This is a genomic window from Flavobacterium hankyongi (assembly GCF_036840915.1).
Taxonomy (GTDB): Bacteria; Bacteroidota; Bacteroidia; order Flavobacteriales; family Flavobacteriaceae; genus Flavobacterium; species Flavobacterium hankyongi.
Genome location: NZ_CP085725.1, coordinates 602,683 through 620,235, shown reverse-complemented (window position 1 = coordinate 620,235; position 17,553 = coordinate 602,683). Strand labels below are relative to the sequence as shown.

Here is a 17,553-nt window from a genome sequence, read left to right as displayed (position 1 = left end):
ATTTACTTTATTTTGCCGATCTTACACTTTTATAAATGGCATTTTCAAACATTGAATAGGCGTAATTATTAAGGAACAGTACCATTCCTGCCATTTTTCCTACGATGTTTCGGATTTTTGGATTTTTGGCATTTATCACTTTAATAATTTTGTCCACTATTACAGAAGGATCATCTCCCTCTGCCAAACCATTTTTGATATACTTATTCACTTGCTCTTTATAGTTCTTGTATTCTGCTATATTTCCATCAACAGCAATCATATTCGTGCCAATATTTGTTTTTGCCCACATAGGCTCTATCATACTCACCTTAATATTAAATTGATTTACCTCAAATCGTAATGTTTTAAAGTAACCTTCTAAGGCATGTTTGGATGCAGCATACATTGACTTCATAGGTATTGTTATAAGCCCCATCATAGAGCTCACTGTAATAATTTGACCAAATTCTTGTTTTCTGAAATAAGGCAATATTGCTTTTGTAACATTAACTGTTCCCCAAAAGTTAGTATCAAATTGAAGTTTACCTGCCTCAGTAGAAGTCTCCTCTGCTAATCCAGTGAGCATGTAACCTGCATTATTCACAAGAACGTCTAATTCTTTTACGGTTTCAAATAGTTGCTTTGTAAATTCTTCAATCGATTTTTCATCTGTAACATCTAGAGACAATACTTTGAAAGGAACTGTGGCTTGTAGTTTTTCTGCATTTCTACTAGTACCGATTACATTGTGTCCTTCTGTGTGCAACTTATTTGCTAACATCAATCCAAAACCTGATGATGCTCCTGTTATTAAAATTGTTTTTTTCATTTTCTTAAATTTTGATTATTAATATCTTCAATTATGTTTATCTAGTTTTTATTTAAAATTTGAACTCATTCGTTTTAATCCTTTTCTTTTCAGTCTTTCACAATACCAATTGTTTTCTTTATAGCTTGAAAAATTGTAGATGTAAACAAAATCTTCTATTTCAAGTTTGTGTTCTTTAAAAAAGCCATACAGAAGCTCTACAATATTTTTAAAAGTTGATTTCTCAGGTTCAATTAGAATTAGTGTATCCATCCAATATATTTTGTCAATTTTGGAAATGATAGTCTCTTTTAATTTATTGACTATTGCATCGTCTTCAATATTATAATGGATAGCATTCATTTTTATTCTTCATCTAGTTTAGGAGGAATCAATTTGTACATTACTGGTGTTACAATTCTTGCCAGAATAGTTGAACTTATCAATCCTCCAATTAATACAATCGCTAATGGAGATATTTGAGGATTGGGATTTACTGCCAGAGGAATCAAACCACAAATTGCGGTGACTGATGTTAATACTACTGGAAGAAAACGTGTTTCACCAGCAATTGCAATGGCTTCATCAATGGACTTTCCTTCTTGTCTTAATTGATTTGTAAAATCCACCAGAAGAAGAGAGTTTTTCACTTGAATTCCTGATAATCCAATGAAACCGATAATAGAAACCAAAGACATCGGGTTTCCTGATGCTATTAAAAACAATACTCCTCCTAAAACGCCTAACGGAATGATGGACATAACAATGATGATTCCTTTAAATGTTTTGAATTGTAGTAATAAAACAGCAATGAATAAAAACGTACTCAATATAATTACAGCAAGAAAATTACCTCCTAATGCATCACCTTCCGATTCTTTTTCTCCTGATAGTTTGTAATAATACCCTTTTGGCATCTCTAATTTATCCAATTTCGGAATAATATCTACCAACAAATCATTTGCTAAATAACCATCTTTTGTCATAGCACTGACTTTTGAAAAGCGTGATTTGTTAAAGTGATTAATTGCAGTTGGTGCTGTTTCAAAAGATACTGTTGCAATTTGATTCAATGCAATTGGTTTCCCCTGAACATTATTTACATATAAACTTTTCAATGCATCAAGATTAGAAAACTTATCTCTTGGTAAAGTAATGGTCACGTTTCTTGCATCTCCACGGTCATCTATATAATCTCCAACAGTTAAACCGGCAACAGCAAGTCGAATTACTTTATCGACCTCACTGGTCAGTACACCCAATGTTCTTGCCTTTTCTTTATTGATTTTTATTTTAACATCCGTTTTATAAGTGTTTAACTCGTTGTTGATGTAAACTGTACCTTCCTGATTTCTCAAAATAGTTTCTACCTTAGAAGATAATTTGCGTAAAACCTCTTGGTCTTCTCCAAATAATCGTACTACGATGTTGGCTTCCAATGGTGGTCCTTGTTCAAAATCTTTTACTTCAACTTTAGCATAAGGCATCGTTTTAAATTTTTCGCGCAATTCTTGTATAAGACTGGTTTTGTCTGAAGGTTTTGCTTCTTCTTCTAGTTGCACGAAAATTTGAGCAAAATCAGATTTTCTGTCCTGAGGATGTACATTGTAGTAAATCTGCGGATTTCCGTGTCCAACATTTGAAGTAAAATATACAATCTCTTTGTGTTTCTTTAATTCAGTTTCCACAATTTTAGTTACCCTGTCACTTTCTAAAATATTGGCTTGAAGTGGCATTTTTATGTTGATTAAAAACATTGGTTTTTCCGAAGTTGGGAATAACTTAAATCCAGCTACAGAAAACAGACCGAAAGCGATGACACTTAAAAATATAGAAATGGCAATCGTAGTTTTTGGAAACTTCAGTGCTTTAGGCATAATGTTTTTGTATGTATTTGTAAGGAATTTTTGCAAATACTGAAGAAATATATTTCCTCCTTCATGTTCGTGTGTTTTTAAGAAACGACTACCCAAAAACGGAACCAAGGTCAAAGCCACAATCATAGAAGCTAATACACTTGTGATTACCGCCATAGGTAAACTTCTGATAAATTCACCAGCCGTATCTGGAAGAAAAGTCAGAGGTAAAAAGGCAATAACCAAAGTAGCCGTTGTACCTACAACTGCAACACCTATTTGCTTTGTACCTTTTAAAACGGCATCCATTTTAGAATGTCCTTCACGGAGCCAACGTTCTATATTTTCTACAACTACAATACTATCATCAACCAGCAACCCTAAAGCAACGACCAAGCCCACAATACTCAATTGATTTAAGGAATACCCTAAAGCATTCATTGCAATTAATCCCAAAGCCAATGATAAGGGTATAGAAATCATCACTATAAGAGATGCTCTCCCTCCTAATGGAATTAATGTAATAACAACCAAAAGAATTGCTAATCCAAAGTCAAAACCTAAATGCCCTAAACGTTTTGATACCATATCGGCTTGGTCAAAGTTTTTTACAAGCTTAATGTTCTGAGGTAAATCTTTAGAAAACGCATCAACTATTGGTAAATATTCTTTTTGAACATCACTAATGTTTACATTGTCCTTCATTCCGGCAGTAACCAAAATGCAACGATGTCCATTAATTCTTGTAATGTGATAGGGCACTTCAGATTTGTAATTCACATCAGCCACATCTTTCATGTAGATAATTTTGCCATTAGCATTGTAAACAACCGTATTAGCAACATCTTCTGCATTTTTAAATTTTCCACTTGTTTTTACATTGAATACTTTGGTATCCATATCAATACTTCCACCAGGAATATCAGCAGCTTCACTTTGTAAACTTCCCATCACAATATTCAATGGGATTCTTAATTGTGCTAATTTTTCCAAATTCAAATCCACACGGATTTCCTGTTCCGGAATACCACTGTATTTTACATCTTTAAGATTGGTTATTTTTTCAATTTTTGTCTTTAGTTTGTCCGCTTCATCACGTAGTTTTTTGTCAGATGCATTTTCAGAAATCAAAGCTACCTGAAGAATTTTTACATCTGAAGACGAAATTTTTTCCGTTTTGATTTGATAAATATCTTTTGGTAGTTCACTACTTTTAAGGGCATTCATTTCGGTAGAGATTTCCTGATATTTATTATCTACATCCACTCCGTATTTAAATTTTACCTGAAAAGCGGCTACGCCATCTTCTACAGTTGTGAGTATCTTTTCGATATTTTCTAAGCCGTAAATCTTATTTTCAATTGGTTTTACAACCTGTTCTTCCATATCTTTCGGACTTGTACCTGGATAAATTACGGTAATCAAGTATTCTGGTGGATGTGTTGCAGGATCTTCTGCTCTTGGCATCGTGAATAAGGTAAGGACTCCTACCACAGCCACCAAAAGAGCGAGAATCAGTGTAAACTGATAATTCTTAACGGAAAAATTTGTAATTTTCATACTGTTAGTTATTTAATGATCTTTATCGTTGATTGTTCATTGAGGTAGGCGCTGTTGGAAATGACTATCCGGTCTGTTTTTTGAAGACCGTCATTTACAAACACCTTATCATTGTCAAATTTGTTGATGGTGATAGGTTGACGTTTCACTTTGTTATTTTCCACGACGAATACAAAGGCTTTGTTGCCGTCCGCTTCAATAAGTGCATTATAAGGGATGGCCATATAATCTTCGGCTTTATCGGTTTGTATTTCTGCTTTTCCAAACATCCCCACAGCAGGTTTTTGGTCTTTCATATTGAGTTTTAGTTCTATTTGAAAAGACCCAAGAGCAACATCTGCCGCTTGCGACTTTCTAAAAACGGTAGCTTCAAATTTTTCATCAGGAAATCCGTCAAGGGTTACAGAGGCTTTTTGATTTATTTTTACTGAAGCCCATTCTTTATCAGTCAAGCCTACTTTCAACAGGTAATTGTTGTTGTTTGACGTTTCGTTTATAGCTAAAATTGGAGACCCAGGACCAACAACTTCACCTTCATTTGCTAATTTGTTAGCGACAAAACCATCAGCAGTTGCATATATTTTAGCATGACGAGAATTAAAAGCTACTGCATCTTTTTGCTTTTGGGCAATGTCAAGACCTGTTTTTGTATTTTGAAGTTGTTCCAACGTATAGACATTGTCTTTGTATAGATTATTAGCACGTTCATAATCTCTTTCAAACTTCTTTAAATTTAAATCGGCTTGATTTAAACCTGCGTTGATTTCGGTTTGATCTAATGTGGCTAAAAGTTGTCCTTTTTTGAAAAACTGACCTTCTTCTACATAAATGCGACTTACCACACCACCAATTTTAAAACCGTAATTAGCTTGGTTTTCTGTGGTTACTAAACCCGAAGCACTTATATTGTTGGTAAATGCTAATGATTCAACTGTTGCTGTTTTAATTGGAATAATATCCGCAGTTTCAAATGGATTGTTTTCCTTTTTTTCTTCTTTGCAAGCGAAGAAGAGAGGTAATACGAATAGGGAAATGATTATTGATTTGTTCATGATCTTAATTTTTATTGGTTTAAGGTAAAAGTTGCATTGGCTCTTTCTAATTCTGCATAGGCAATCCACGAATTATAAAGTGCTATATTAGTATTGAGTTGGGCATTTACCCATTGATTTTGAGCATCCAGAAGTTCAATATAGATGGCCTGGCCTTCTTTATATAATTTGGTTATATCGTCATTATATTTTTTGGCAGACTCTTTTTGATTTTTATTGGCATTGAATTGTTCCAAAGCTGATCTCAAATTGTTTTGTGTAACTTGAAACTGAAGTAATAATTGTTGCCTTACATTGTCAATCTGTGAACTGATTTTTTTATTGTCCTCTTCAACTTGTTTTAGCTTGTATTTGTTTTTATTTCCTGAAAAAATATTCCATTCTAAACCTAAACCCGCAAAATAATAGCGTGAATCTTTGTTCATTTCAAAATCAAAATCCTGTATTCCAAAATCGGCAAAACCGCTTAATGTTGGAAACCAGTGTGATTTTGTGAGTTTATTAATGTTCTCGTTTAATTCTTTTACTTGGTCTAATTTCTTTAATTCTTCTCTGTTCTCAGTATTTCCTTCGACTAATGCACTAGGAACGTTTTCATTGATTTCATCAACCATGATTTGTGTATCGAGTTTTTGATTGAGCAGGAAATTAAAATAGGCTCTGGCATTATCACTTACTTGTTTTGCAGTTTCTAAATTGGCTGCAATACGTACTACTTCATTATCACTTCGTAAGACAGCAGTACGGTTTATTTTATCATTTTTAAATAAGGAATGGTTTACCCTTTGATTTTCGGTAACCAATGCCAAAGCATCTTCATAAATTTTTATTCCTACCAGGGATTGCAAATACTTGTAATAGGCAATTTTTATATCCTTGACCAATTCTCTTTGGTAGATTTCCAACTCTATTTTTTGTAAAGTTGTTTGTTGGGCTTTAATCCTTTTGTTATAGATAATTTCAAAATTCAATAAAGGCATTGTAGTATGAATTTTTGCATCATAGAAATTATCCGGATTAATAAGTACTGACTGATTTTCTAAAGTTGGAAACGCATTAGAATTTGTAATTTGATTCAAGGTGCTATATACCGGATTTAGCATATCTCCAATAGGGATATCAATGGTTCTTCCACCTTCTGCCTTTGTGTAAGTTCCATTTAAAGAAACGTTAGGGTAGAATAAGGAACGTGCTTCTTTTAAAGCCCACATACTTTTGTTAATATCGAAGTTATGCTGTTTGATAACTTCGTTGTTTTTTAGTCCGGCTTCGATGTAGCCGTCCAGCTTACTTTGCGAATATCCTTGATACTCAAGTAAAATTGCTATTAGAACTAGTGCTTTTTTTATCATCATTACATTGTTTTTTAATTGAACGTTGTTCATTTTTTTGAACAAAAAAAATTATAATTTATCTATTATTTTTAAATACTCATTGTAACCATCATATAGGATAGTATCTGGATTTGTGAATTTTACACCTTTAGTTCTTTGACGAATTTCGAGGCAACACATACCGTGGACTAAACTCCAAATCATAAACGAAAGCGGTTCCATATTGTGACCTTTAAAATGTCCTTTATCGATGCATTCCTCAATTGTTTTTTTAACATGTCCAAACGTTACTACTCCTTCGTTCCAATCTTCATTATTGGAGCTTTCCAAAAATTCCATAGGTGCTTTAACATTAAACATCAAATCATACATTTCTTGATTTTCGAGTGCAAATTTGATATAAATGAATCCCATTTTTTGAAGACGTTCCATAGGATCTTCTATTTTGAATAAGTCTTTAAAATAACTACCCAATTCCTGAAACCCAATAGAATGCAAATCATGTAAAATAGCGTTCTTATCTTTAAAGTAAACATAGACAGTACCAACACTATAGTCAATTTCGTCTGCTATGTTTCTTATAGTTGTCTGTTCAATTCCTTTTTCCAAAAAAAGCTTTTTTGCTCCTTTTAGAATGAGTGCTCTCAATGCTTCTTTTTCTCTTGCTTTTCTATCTGCTACGCTCATAAGTATTATTTTCTTTGCAAATATATGTATTTTTTTTGAACAACGTTCATTTTTATAAATTATTTTACTTTTTTATTTGAATGTAATGAGTTTACAGTATTTAAATTGATAAATTTCTCCCTTAAAATCTGCATATCCTCACTCACTTTTCTATCCAAAACCTTAGCATAATGTTGAGTGGTTCTCAAATTTTTATGACCTAACATTTTGCTCACACTTTCAATTGGAACACCATTAGTAAGTGTTACGGTGGTTGCAAAAGTGTGTCGAGCAATATGGAAGGTTAGTTCTTTTTCAATTTCACAAACTCCAGCAATTTCTTTTAGATAAGCATTCATTTTTTGGTTGGATAGAATGGGAAGCAGCTTATCTTCATTAATACATTGCGGATGACTTTCGTATTTATCAATTATCATTTGAGTAACTGGAAGGATTGGAATTTTTGAAGCTGATTCGGTTTTTTGTCTGTGGGTGAATATCCACTTCTCTCCATCAATACCGTAGCTTATATGCGACTTCGTTAAGTTCTTGACATCGATGTATGCCAAACCAGTAAAGCAGCTGAAAAGAAAAATATCACGAACTAATGATAGCCTTTCGGTTTTGAAGTCTTTTTCAATTATAGCTTGAATCTCTTCTTCGTTGAGGTACACACGTTCTACTTCTTTGATTTTTGATTTGTAGTTTGCAAAAGGGTTTTTATCGAGCCAATCATTGGCCAAACATATCTTGATAATTTTATTGAAATTCTTGATGTATTTCACCGCTGTATTATTAGCACAGTTTCTAACGCTTCGTAACCAAAATTCGTAATCAGAAATAAAGGCATGATCAATCTTTGTAATATCGATATCGGAAACATTATATTTCCATTTCATGAATTCAATAGTATGTTTCAAAGAAGTAGTGTAGCGTTCTAATGTTCCTGGAGCGTATTCTTTTCCAACCAATTCTTTTATTTTGTTGTTGTGGTCTTGGAAGATAGGAACGAGCATTCTTTGCCTTTTATCTGTTCCTTGTAGTTTAGCTTTCAATATTGATGAAGTCGCTTGCTCTTTATCTTTCAACACTTGATGATGCGCTTCGTAAACTTGCTGTTCTAAAGTTTTTAGATAAGCATTTAATGTTTTAACCTCAGTGCTAGAACCAATAACTTTTTGAAGTTTGTTATCCCATCTATCTAGTTGAATATTTCTTTTCGCTGAAATTTCTTTGGGTACTCCATCAATAGTAATTCTTAAGTAGATTGGAGCAGTGCCATCGGCTTTGATTTTGTTTTTCTTGATAAAGAAAAGCAAATTGAATGTTTTGTTCATAATGTGGTGACTTTAGGTTTATAAAATTATCCTTAAAAATCACTTGAAACAAGATGTTTAAAACGTGAACACCTTATCATACAAGTGTTTCAGCTTAATTTAGTGACCTATTTGGTTTGTTAAAAATAGGTCACTAAATAGGTCACTGACAGAATACCATTTTATGAACTTTTTGGTATAGCCACTAATGAAAAAACGCCGTAAAACATAAGTTTTACAGCGTTTTGTTGAGGTTTGTTAACCTTTCAGCGGAGAAAGAGGGATTTGACTACCTATTTCAACGTATTGTATTACAGCTTTTTACAATTGAATTTTTATTTGGGTAACCGATTTTACCCCCTTTTTAATCGTAAATAATTCATTTCATTTGTGAGTTGTAAATATACTCATTTGCAATGATATAGCAAATTAAAATTCAATAAACATTACTAAAAATTGAACAAGTTATTAAAGTGTTTGATTGTATAAATCTTGATTAAAATCTTTCTGAAGTATTTTTCAATTTTAACCAAAAATCAAGTGAGTTACTTGTTCATATTTTATGCCACAATATGTACAGAACTCTTCAATCGTTAGAAACTCATTTTCGAGCTTATTGAGGTCTTTTTTTATCTTTTGCATCAATCTAGTACTTTGACGATAACTCTTGCCTGTTATGCGTTGTATGTCCTTCGGATAGATGCATACCCTCTGATTATTCAATTTCATACTTTATCCATACCTTTGATATAGCTATGCTATACTTCTGACGTGCAGAAAATCTTTTGCAATTTAGTTATAATTTTTCATACTTATTTATTGTGTTTTTATGTTCATTTAAGTCACTTGTGTCGATTTTGGACATATGGTACACTTGTTACTTTTTCTTTAGTGAAATGCTTTGTAAACTTTGCTATAATCATTCAAAATGTGGTTGCAACTGATTGAAAGAATGAAGGTGATTTTAGATGAATGTTTAACAAAATTTTGAAGTTATGGCTAGACAGAAAGGCATAATTAAATTGAAAGGTACTATCGGAGATATTACTTTTTACAAAACGCAAGATGGACACTTAGCAAGAGAAAAAGGTGGAATTGACGCGAGTAGAATTGCGAGTGATCCTGCGTTTCAAAGAACACGTGAGAATGGTTCGGAGTTTGGTAGAGCTGGTAAGGCAGGAAAAATGCTAAGAACTGCTTTACGACCATTGCTTTTAAATTCTGCTGATGGTAGAATGGTGAGCCGTTTGACGCAAGCGATGGTTAAAGTTATCCAAGCAGATACTGTTAGTGAACGTGGTTTGCGAAACGTAATTGATGGAGAAGCTGAATTGTTATTTGGTTTTGAATTTAATATTCGTGGTAAGCTAGGAACTACTTTGTTTGCTCCGTTTGTGGCAACTATTGACCGTGTGGCTGGTGAAATTACTGTGGATTTGGCATCATTTATTCCTGCGAATATGATTGCTGCTCCAAGTGGAACTACTCACTACAAAATCATTTCTGGTGGAGCTGAAATTGATTTTGAAGCTGAAACGTATGTGGTAGCTACTTCTGAAACGGCAATTTTGCCTTGGGACGGAACTGCTACTGCTCCAATTAACCAAGTGAATGCGGTTACAGCTAACTCAACTAAGCCATTGTTTTTGGCTTTAGGTGTTGAGTTCTACCAAGAGATTAATGGGCAAATGTATCCATTGAAAAATGGTGCTTTTAACCCATTATCGATTGCTAAAGTTGATAGTGGCGTGTAATGGTTATTTGGTTAACTAGAACTTATTTCCCTGAAGGAACGAATGGTAAACTCGAATGCGAAGGCAAATTGATTTGCAATACAATCGAATTGCCGTGGAAGATGAACGAAACGAAGGTTTCCTGTGTTCCAGAAGGGAAATATTTTATTAGAAAGCGATACAGTGCAAAATACAAATGGCATTTAGAATTAGTGGATGTGCCGAATAGAAAGTTTATTCTTTTTCATCCTGCTAATAATGCTCAAAAAGAATTGCAAGGTTGTATTGCTCCTGTTACTAAACTTTCTGGACCTGGTTTAGGTTTAATGTCGAGAAAAGCTTTTACGAAGCTAAAAGACTTTGTTTACAAAGCTTTGGACAATAAAGAAAGTGTTGAATTAATTATCCAATAGATCCTTTACAGGATGACAAAAAACGTAATTATGAAAAAAATCATTAATAGAGCAAAAGCTCCCACACCAAAATTTTTCAAAGTGCTTCGAACTGTTGGGTTGGCATTAGCTGCCGTTGGTGGAACTATTTTAGCTGCTCCAATTGCTTTACCCGCGATTGTAACTACCATTGGTGGTTATGTTGCAGTAGCTGGTGGAGTTTTGTCAGCTGCAAGTCAGCTTACTACAACTGATGACAGCAAATAATCCCACATTGATGGGTACTGCTGGAGGCACATTTTTAAGTATTGTACCTAATCTCTCCTCTGATGATATTGTAAAAACAGTTATTTTAGCAACTATTGGAGCTGTTGTAAGTTTTACGATTTCATTACTGCTTAAAAGCCTTAATAAGAAGCACAAAAAATAAGTTTAGCCCTAGTTGTGGTGACCTTTGGGTTAAACAAAGTGAAAGCCAAGTCGAGAGACCTGGCTTTTTTCATTTATATCCTATAAGGAACTTCAGAAGGAATTATTTCAACATCGGAATAACCATTTTTTGAGAGGAAATCTTTAATAGAATGTTTGTTTAATTCTGAGTCCAAAGATGGACCAATAATAATATGACTAATAGGAATTTTTTTAACCCTATATTTTTTATTTTTTTCTAATAATTCCAAACTTGCTTTATCATCCTTTGCTCTTTCTTTTTCAAAAGCATAGTCTGTTTTTAAAACTTTATAAGGAACTAAAAGATTATTTTTTCCAACTCTGTAAGAAATAGATTCTAAGGATATGCTAAATTGTTTATCTGTTGACATTTCGAATCTAAATTCCTTTTCTTCTTCAAATGAACTATGCTTGAAAAGACCAATATATTTATCCAATAATTCATTTATTTCTTGTGCTATTTCTTTAAAAACATCTTCATCACTTTTTAATCCAAAAATTAAATCAAAATGTTCAAAATAGTATTCAGTGATTGTTTCTATTAAATTATTTACTAATTCTAATTGATTGTTTGAACCATATTCAATATAAAATCCACTAGCAATATTTTCAAAACCTTCAATAAGTTTTTTTCTATCTAAACCTATTGCAATTCCTTTTCCATCATTTGCATATGCTCTCCATTGGCTTAATAAATCTCCTTCAAGCGAAAAACAAGTAGCAAAATGGTTTGATATGTTTTTTTCTTTTAACTCTGTTAAAACGGCAGATACAATATTAAATGAAGTATCATTTTTAGGATTATTAGCTATTTTTTCAAACTCTTTTTTAAAGAGATCTAACCCGTAATAATATTCTTTTTTATCATTTAAGTAGGCTGAATTACTACAAAAAAAGGATTGATTTTCAACAATTGCTTTTAGACTATGTAAATCCGTATAATGATATAATGTTTTACTATTTTTTTTAGATTTAAATGAAGGGAAGTTTTCAAGAATTGAAGATATTTTCTTTTCTAAAGGAATTTTTAAAGCCTCTAAAACGGTTCTTCTATTATTTAACTCAACCATGACCTACTTCTTTTTATCACTGGTTAACGCACCCAATAGAAGTAATGCAGCTCCAACACCTAAAAGTATTTCTAATCCACTTGCCCCTTCTTTCTCTTTTATGCTCCTAACAGGCTTGATTTTCTCAAACAAATCTCTCTTGAATTGCTCAATACTATTTAAATTATAATCATCAATAAACATTTCAATAGGTTTGTTGTTTGGGAAATCTATGTTTTTTCCAAAATGTTTAGAATAGATCACAATTATATTGCTGTCTTTTTTTGAGTTAAAAGCATATTCTATCTCATCTTTTACTGTTTCGGAAAGTTGAGATGTTGAAAAAATTACAAACCAATTTGCAGAGTCAATATTTAATTTTGTTTGTTGGCTAATTCTTGAAAAATAATTATTTCGTTCAGGTAAATATATAAAATATCCATTTTGCTTGCCCTTTTTATACAGGTCTAGTGCAATATTTTTTTCATTATCCGAATTCGGATTATAAGTGATAAAAACGCTCTCTTGCATGGTTATTTTATATTTTCACAAAAATACAAAATCTTAATACATTTTTGTCATTTATTAACATATCTATATAAAATTACTCTGCGTATATCGTTGATAAGGTTTATATTTTTGTGAAATTGTTTTTCTTTTAATTCAAGAAGTTTTAAAGCTTCAACATGCTTCAAATGTGCTTCGTGTTCATCCATCAAGAGTTTTGATTTTGGAAAAAACTCTCTTTTGAAATCAGGAAGGCGCAAAAACGAAATCACAGAACCAACTAAATGCTGGTGCCAAAATTTAGATTTCCACAAGCTATAAGCAATCCAAAAAATATTTTTGCAATCAGTTTCATTATCAAATATGATTACAAAACTATTTGTGAATGGCTCATTTTGAGGCTTTCCGCTGTTCATTCCTTTGTTTAAAATGAAAAAATGCGGTTTGTTGTAAAAGGTGTCCTTCTTGTGGGTTTTAACGATAAAATTCATCATGGCTTCGGATTTAAAAATTAGGTTTTCTTCTAATTTTCTGTTGAGTTTCTGATAAATGCAGATGTGCCTCGCTACGCTCCGTCCATTAAATTTTTCAAAAGAAAAAAAGAAAAAAAAGAAAGCCATTCGTCTAGTGTAAGGTTTCAAAAAAGCAAGTTTTTCAGAAAAAATACTACCCGATACGTGATTGAAATCGGCAGCGTCAAGTCAGAAGTTAAATGTGTTTTGAAACTTTTTGGGTGGAGATTTTTTCTGAAACCCGCAGGGCTTGAACTTGCTTTTTTGAATACCTGGAACTTAACTTTGCTTCCTTTTTTTTTATTTTTATTTTGAATATTCAAATCAAATGTTCCTATTCAATCGGATTTTATCTGAAGTAATGAGAGTTGATTTGAAAGATAGGCGTCTTCGGAAAGGGTATCAAATTCTTTGGATGGATGAAAAAACCAATTCAAAAAATAAAAATGCTTTTCAACCGGCCAAAGAATTTGATACTCTTTCTTACGGTTTTGATTTTTGAGGATGCCTGAAAGTCAGTTAGCAGTCGCAGTGTTCAATTAGCAGAAAAATGTCATATGAAAATGTGAAGCATCTTCAAAAAACAATGCATCATACTGCCGAGTGCGATGTGGCAGTAGCGCAAGTAAGGGTATCATTTTTTATTTGCTTATTGGGATGTTTCTGATTGCTTTTGTGGAAAAGCTGATGCCTGAAATCCAGTTTGCAGACACAGTGTTCAGTATGTAGCAAGTTATCTTGAAAAACGTTATGGCATCAGCTTTTCCGCAGGAGCAATGACTGCTTATTTTCTGGCAAATAAAAAATGATACTCTTACTGGGGATTTTGGTTTTGTGGGTAATAAAATGGCTTTTACCATCGGCAAATTAACTGAAATTAAAAGCCATTTTATTACTTACAAAAGCAATGCAAATACTTCCTATTTAAACACAAAGCTGATAAAAACAGTTACCGTGAACGTTTTTAAAAGAGATGGTAACCGAAAATATTCCTATGAAATGGCGAACGTTGTTAAAGACAGTGGCGAAGGACGGTGTTTTTTGTAGCTGGGTGATGCGATGGGAGCTGCAAAAAATGTTGTCCTGGAGCCACTGGCAAGCGCGTTGGGTGAGCGGCTTTTTTACATAATGTTATTATAGTGCATCCGAGATTTTGATTAGTAGCAGGATAGTCTTTATGCACTATAATGCCACATTATGTAAAGAAGCTTTGGGGAAAAAAATTACTGGCATGAGTCGCTTTGCGAACGCGTTTTTGTTCCAAAAACCATGACAGTAATTTTTTTTTGAGCGTTGGGAAGGAGTGGCAACTGAAAACCTAAGACGTCAATTTACAACTAAATGAAAGAATACGTTCTCGTTATTTAAAAATGAAATTAGCGAAATGAATTAAACAAAAAATTGATACTAGTAATACTTGGACTAGGAGCAATTTTTGAGCAGATGAAAGAGATAATTTAATTATTCAAACTTTATAAATTAAAATGTTTTAAAAATTTTATTTAGAGTTTCATCTGAGATAAAAATTTCAGCATTTTTATTATGTATGTAGAGAGATTCACAACTAAGATTTTTAATTATTCTTCTTCTATAAAAATGCTTTTCAATACTAATTTGTTTTTCTTTATTATTATCAACAATTTTAGAAAATATTACAATTCCTATTATACTCTTAAAGTTTATAAGGTAATTTTCTATTCGCTCAATGATTAAGTTAATTTCAGTAGTCATAAAATATATTGGACTAACTGGAAAATAAAGAAGTCCATTGAATTTTGGAGGTATTTGATATGCTTCTTTCTTTATCTTACTGATTATTTGATTTGTTAAATTGAAGTCTATAGATAGTCCTTCTATATTATCAATATCCCAAAAATATTTTTTAGATATTTCAATAAAATCATTTTTATACTGCCTTGGGGCAATTAAAAAAAAGAATCGTTTATCTGAATAATAAACAATTTGTTCATTTTGATGAGCTCTCTCTTTTGCTATAGCAATTATTTTACTTATTTCACTATATTCAGATTCTTTTATAATTTCTTTTTGTTTTCCAATAAATGAGTTTTGTGGAGGTAAATAATGAAAGTTTTTGTGAAAAAAATAATGATTTTGTCTTATGAGTATTCTTTCTTCATTTTCATTCAATGACGACACCTCTATATAAACAACTTCATTGTTATCAGGATTAATGATTCTAATATCAGGTGATTTATCTACATTATTCTCAACTGGAAAACTTACTTTAAAATTTTCATTGATATAATTTTTAGCAATCTCAACGAATGGAATACCTTCTTGTTTGGATTTATCTCTCATTAATAATTTTTTGATAAGTTCAGAAAAATTAATATCAGATGTTTCTAATTGCTTTAATGTATCAGCAAATTCTATAAGTTCAAATATTCTAAACTCGGTTTTTTCAATTACCATTTGTCTAATAGGATTATTCCTATGTGAGGATTTTAGAAAGGTTCTTCCTAATATTTTTTCAAATACAATTAATGCATCATAATATTTTTTTCTAACATTTTCTTCAAGACCATCAGCTACTAAAGCATAGTCTTTTTGTTTTTCCCATTTATAATGATCTTCAGAATTTTTAAATATTTTAAAATAATTGAGACTCATAATTATAAAAATTTAGTAAATAAATCCATTCTTCTTCCCTACAATAGTGAATATAAGACTTTTTTTTGGATAGTTTTTTCTTATTGATTTAAATCAAAGGATTACCTACTTTAAATTATTAGTTAAGATTTTTAAAGAGATTAGAGCGTCATTCAATATTTCTTTATAAATTCCCGTCTCATTTAAATCTTTATATCCTAAATTCTCCAATACTTTTTTGTAATCAGAATTTTTACGATGTGCAGAACCTGTCGATCTTAATTTTTGTAATGCTTTATAAAATGAAATAACTTTTTCGAGATTATCAAATTGGTTCATTTTAAGAAAATTTTCAAATTTTTCAATTGATCTAAGTTCTTTTTGCTCAGAATTTAAATACTTATTTATTTCTTTTATGTTTAAATAGTCAATTAAAACCTTACATAAATTCAAAACTAGAATATCTAATTCACAAGGTTCATTTTTTAGAGGAAGTCTAATTGTTTTAAAACAATGAATATCATCTTGATCAAATTCAGAAATAAGGTAAAAGCCAAATTTTTTTAGCCACAATTTATTTAGGCGCGTAAATTCATTTTTGAATTTTAAATCTTCTATTTCAGGATCATAATATGAAGACAGAAAGTCAATACTAAATCTACGTTTATTTATTTCTGATTGAGGTTCAATATTAAAACTTTTCCAATATAATTGTTCGGAGTGAGACAATATTCTCAAATCACCTAAGTAGACAACTATAAAGTCATAATTGTTATTGTCTATGCTTAATCTCCAAGAGCCTTTCATGTTTATAAAACCATCATCAATTGTATATAAATTAGGGCTATTGTAATATTTTAATAAAACTTCTCTTTTAAAAAATACTGGTGAGTAAAAATGATATTCAGATTTTTTAAATTCGCTTTTATTACAGTTTTCATAAATGAAATTCCCACTATCTTTGTTTATATCTACTATAAAATCCTCACATTTCTCTGAATTAAATTTATCATAATCTGTTTGAATATTTTGACTTTCATAACCGCGAAGAATAGCTTTTCCTAACAATCTAGAATCACAGCAATCTTTATCTTTTAGACAGTAATCTTTAAAGCAGATACTAAAATTGTAATGTTGAGTAAACTCATCAAAAAACATATTTTCATTAAGGTTTTGTTCTGCTAATGTTTTATCTAATTCCCTAAAATAATCCAATTGAAAACCTAAAACTAGCTTTTTTGCATAAAGAAATTGCCTTAAAAAATGTGTTCTTATTTTAAACTCAATATTACCTCCTTTTTTTATAATTTTAACTACTTCACTCTCCTCGGAAGCTATATCAATACCAATATAAGTGTTTGTTTTATTATCAAAGTATAAATTGAAAAATTGCTGAATTTCTTCAATCAATTCATATTTTGTGGGATAAATGTTGTTATAGAATTGTTGATATACCAGAGGTTCATATTTTGACTCAATTCCCCATCTGTAATACTTTGACGGTTTTTCTGAATAATGAACATAATTAGGTTGCAAATGGGTAATGTTTAAACTCCAAGTCGGATGCTTTATAAATTCTTTAATTAATTTTTCAGGAAATAAAAGACAATATAAATATTCACGAGAATTGTTTTCTTCCCATTGTTTATATATAGTAGTCCAATTTGATATTCTTTTATCAGACTTTATCCAATTCACTGTATCATTAAAATAAAAATCAAGCATA

16 protein-coding genes are annotated in these 17,553 nt (G+C 31.4%); 4 read left to right on the top strand and 12 right to left on the bottom strand.

Annotation, left to right across the window (positions count from 1 at the left end):
* Positions 1 to 7: 7 nt before the first annotated feature.
* From LJY17_RS02885 to LJY17_RS02855, 7 genes are read right to left on the bottom strand one after another with little or no spacing between them, the layout of a single operon-like run.
* On the bottom strand, positions 8 to 811 hold the full coding sequence (locus LJY17_RS02885) for an SDR family oxidoreductase (RefSeq protein ID WP_264542353.1): 804 nt from the start codon (positions 809 to 811) through the stop codon (positions 8 to 10).
* Positions 812 to 859: 48 nt separating this feature from the next.
* Positions 860 to 1,153: a hypothetical protein gene (locus LJY17_RS02880; protein ID WP_026713531.1), complete on the bottom strand. Its 294-nt coding sequence runs from the start codon at positions 1,151 to 1,153 to the stop codon at positions 860 to 862.
* Between the two features lie 2 nt (positions 1,154 to 1,155).
* The gene (locus LJY17_RS02875; RefSeq protein ID WP_264542352.1) at positions 1,156 to 4,206 is read right to left on the bottom strand and encodes an efflux RND transporter permease subunit; all 3,051 of its coding nucleotides are present in this window, start codon (positions 4,204 to 4,206) and stop codon (positions 1,156 to 1,158) included.
* Between the two features lie 8 nt (positions 4,207 to 4,214).
* Entirely contained in the window at positions 4,215 to 5,258 is a 1,044-nt protein-coding gene (locus LJY17_RS02870; protein WP_264542351.1) for an efflux RND transporter periplasmic adaptor subunit, read from the bottom strand.
* Between the two features lie 11 nt (positions 5,259 to 5,269).
* Positions 5,270 to 6,643, bottom strand: coding sequence for a TolC family protein (locus tag LJY17_RS02865; RefSeq protein ID WP_264542350.1), 1,374 nt, complete (start codon positions 6,641 to 6,643; stop codon positions 5,270 to 5,272).
* A gap of 18 nt (positions 6,644 to 6,661) precedes the next feature.
* Positions 6,662 to 7,279: a TetR/AcrR family transcriptional regulator gene (locus LJY17_RS02860; protein ID WP_026713527.1), complete on the bottom strand. Its 618-nt coding sequence runs from the start codon at positions 7,277 to 7,279 to the stop codon at positions 6,662 to 6,664.
* A 59-nt stretch (positions 7,280 to 7,338) separates the two neighbouring features.
* Positions 7,339 to 8,595: a site-specific integrase gene (locus LJY17_RS02855; RefSeq protein WP_264542349.1), complete on the bottom strand. Its 1,257-nt coding sequence runs from the start codon at positions 8,593 to 8,595 to the stop codon at positions 7,339 to 7,341.
* A gap of 974 nt (positions 8,596 to 9,569) precedes the next feature.
* On the opposite strand from LJY17_RS02855, the gene LJY17_RS02850 reads away from it, so the two are divergent.
* From LJY17_RS02850 to LJY17_RS02835, 4 genes are read left to right on the top strand one after another with little or no spacing between them, the layout of a single operon-like run.
* Positions 9,570 to 10,328 carry a hypothetical protein gene (locus LJY17_RS02850; RefSeq protein WP_264542348.1) on the top strand — a complete coding sequence of 253 codons (759 nt, stop codon included), beginning with the start codon at positions 9,570 to 9,572 and terminating at the stop codon, positions 10,326 to 10,328.
* Positions 10,328 to 10,720, top strand: coding sequence for a DUF5675 family protein (locus LJY17_RS02845; protein WP_264542347.1), 393 nt, complete (start codon positions 10,328 to 10,330; stop codon positions 10,718 to 10,720). The genes LJY17_RS02850 and LJY17_RS02845 overlap by 1 nt, the downstream gene beginning before the upstream one ends.
* A 30-nt stretch (positions 10,721 to 10,750) precedes the next feature.
* Positions 10,751 to 10,966 (top strand): hypothetical protein, encoded by a 216-nt coding sequence (locus tag LJY17_RS02840; protein WP_026725702.1) that lies wholly within the window; start codon positions 10,751 to 10,753, stop codon positions 10,964 to 10,966.
* Positions 10,953 to 11,129: a hypothetical protein gene (locus LJY17_RS02835; protein WP_264542346.1), complete on the top strand. Its 177-nt coding sequence runs from the start codon at positions 10,953 to 10,955 to the stop codon at positions 11,127 to 11,129. The genes LJY17_RS02840 and LJY17_RS02835 overlap by 14 nt, the downstream gene beginning before the upstream one ends.
* Positions 11,130 to 11,202: 73 nt before the next feature.
* Here the strand turns inward: LJY17_RS02835 and LJY17_RS02830 are convergent, their stop codons facing one another.
* From LJY17_RS02830 to LJY17_RS02810, 5 genes are all read right to left on the bottom strand, one after another.
* Positions 11,203 to 12,219, bottom strand: coding sequence for a DUF2971 domain-containing protein (locus tag LJY17_RS02830; protein ID WP_264542345.1), 1,017 nt, complete (start codon positions 12,217 to 12,219; stop codon positions 11,203 to 11,205).
* 3 nt (positions 12,220 to 12,222) lie between these two features.
* Positions 12,223 to 12,729, bottom strand: coding sequence for a hypothetical protein (locus LJY17_RS02825; protein WP_171221833.1), 507 nt, complete (start codon positions 12,727 to 12,729; stop codon positions 12,223 to 12,225).
* 47 nt (positions 12,730 to 12,776) lie between these two features.
* The gene (locus tag LJY17_RS02820; RefSeq protein WP_171222004.1) at positions 12,777 to 13,199 is read right to left on the bottom strand and encodes a DUF6943 family protein; all 423 of its coding nucleotides are present in this window, start codon (positions 13,197 to 13,199) and stop codon (positions 12,777 to 12,779) included.
* A 1,497-nt stretch (positions 13,200 to 14,696) separates the two neighbouring features.
* On the bottom strand, positions 14,697 to 15,848 hold the full coding sequence (locus LJY17_RS02815) for a hypothetical protein (RefSeq protein WP_264542344.1): 1,152 nt from the start codon (positions 15,846 to 15,848) through the stop codon (positions 14,697 to 14,699).
* A gap of 105 nt (positions 15,849 to 15,953) precedes the next feature.
* Positions 15,954 to 17,552, bottom strand: a complete 1,599-nt coding sequence (locus tag LJY17_RS02810) for a hypothetical protein (RefSeq protein WP_264542343.1) — start codon at positions 17,550 to 17,552, stop codon at positions 15,954 to 15,956.
* Position 17,553 lies beyond the last annotated feature (1 nt).

Coding starts and splice junctions, on each gene's coding strand:
- LJY17_RS02885 (WP_264542353.1), bottom strand. CDS start 811: ATGAAAAAAACAATTTTAATAACAGGAGCATCATCAGGTTTTGGATTG.
- LJY17_RS02880 (WP_026713531.1), bottom strand. CDS start 1,153: ATGAATGCTATCCATTATAATATTGAAGACGATGCAATAGTCAATAAA.
- LJY17_RS02875 (WP_264542352.1), bottom strand. CDS start 4,206: ATGAAAATTACAAATTTTTCCGTTAAGAATTATCAGTTTACACTGATT.
- LJY17_RS02870 (WP_264542351.1), bottom strand. CDS start 5,258: ATGAACAAATCAATAATCATTTCCCTATTCGTATTACCTCTCTTCTTC.
- LJY17_RS02865 (WP_264542350.1), bottom strand. CDS start 6,643: ATGAACAACGTTCAATTAAAAAACAATGTAATGATGATAAAAAAAGCA.
- LJY17_RS02860 (WP_026713527.1), bottom strand. CDS start 7,279: ATGAGCGTAGCAGATAGAAAAGCAAGAGAAAAAGAAGCATTGAGAGCA.
- LJY17_RS02855 (WP_264542349.1), bottom strand. CDS start 8,595: ATGAACAAAACATTCAATTTGCTTTTCTTTATCAAGAAAAACAAAATC.
- LJY17_RS02850 (WP_264542348.1), top strand. CDS start 9,570: ATGGCTAGACAGAAAGGCATAATTAAATTGAAAGGTACTATCGGAGAT.
- LJY17_RS02845 (WP_264542347.1), top strand. CDS start 10,328: ATGGTTATTTGGTTAACTAGAACTTATTTCCCTGAAGGAACGAATGGT.
- LJY17_RS02840 (WP_026725702.1), top strand. CDS start 10,751: ATGAAAAAAATCATTAATAGAGCAAAAGCTCCCACACCAAAATTTTTC.
- LJY17_RS02835 (WP_264542346.1), top strand. CDS start 10,953: ATGACAGCAAATAATCCCACATTGATGGGTACTGCTGGAGGCACATTT.
- LJY17_RS02830 (WP_264542345.1), bottom strand. CDS start 12,219: ATGGTTGAGTTAAATAATAGAAGAACCGTTTTAGAGGCTTTAAAAATT.
- LJY17_RS02825 (WP_171221833.1), bottom strand. CDS start 12,729: ATGCAAGAGAGCGTTTTTATCACTTATAATCCGAATTCGGATAATGAA.
- LJY17_RS02820 (WP_171222004.1), bottom strand. CDS start 13,199: ATGATGAATTTTATCGTTAAAACCCACAAGAAGGACACCTTTTACAAC.
- LJY17_RS02815 (WP_264542344.1), bottom strand. CDS start 15,848: ATGAGTCTCAATTATTTTAAAATATTTAAAAATTCTGAAGATCATTAT.
- LJY17_RS02810 (WP_264542343.1), bottom strand. CDS start 17,552: ATGCTTGATTTTTATTTTAATGATACAGTGAATTGGATAAAGTCTGAT.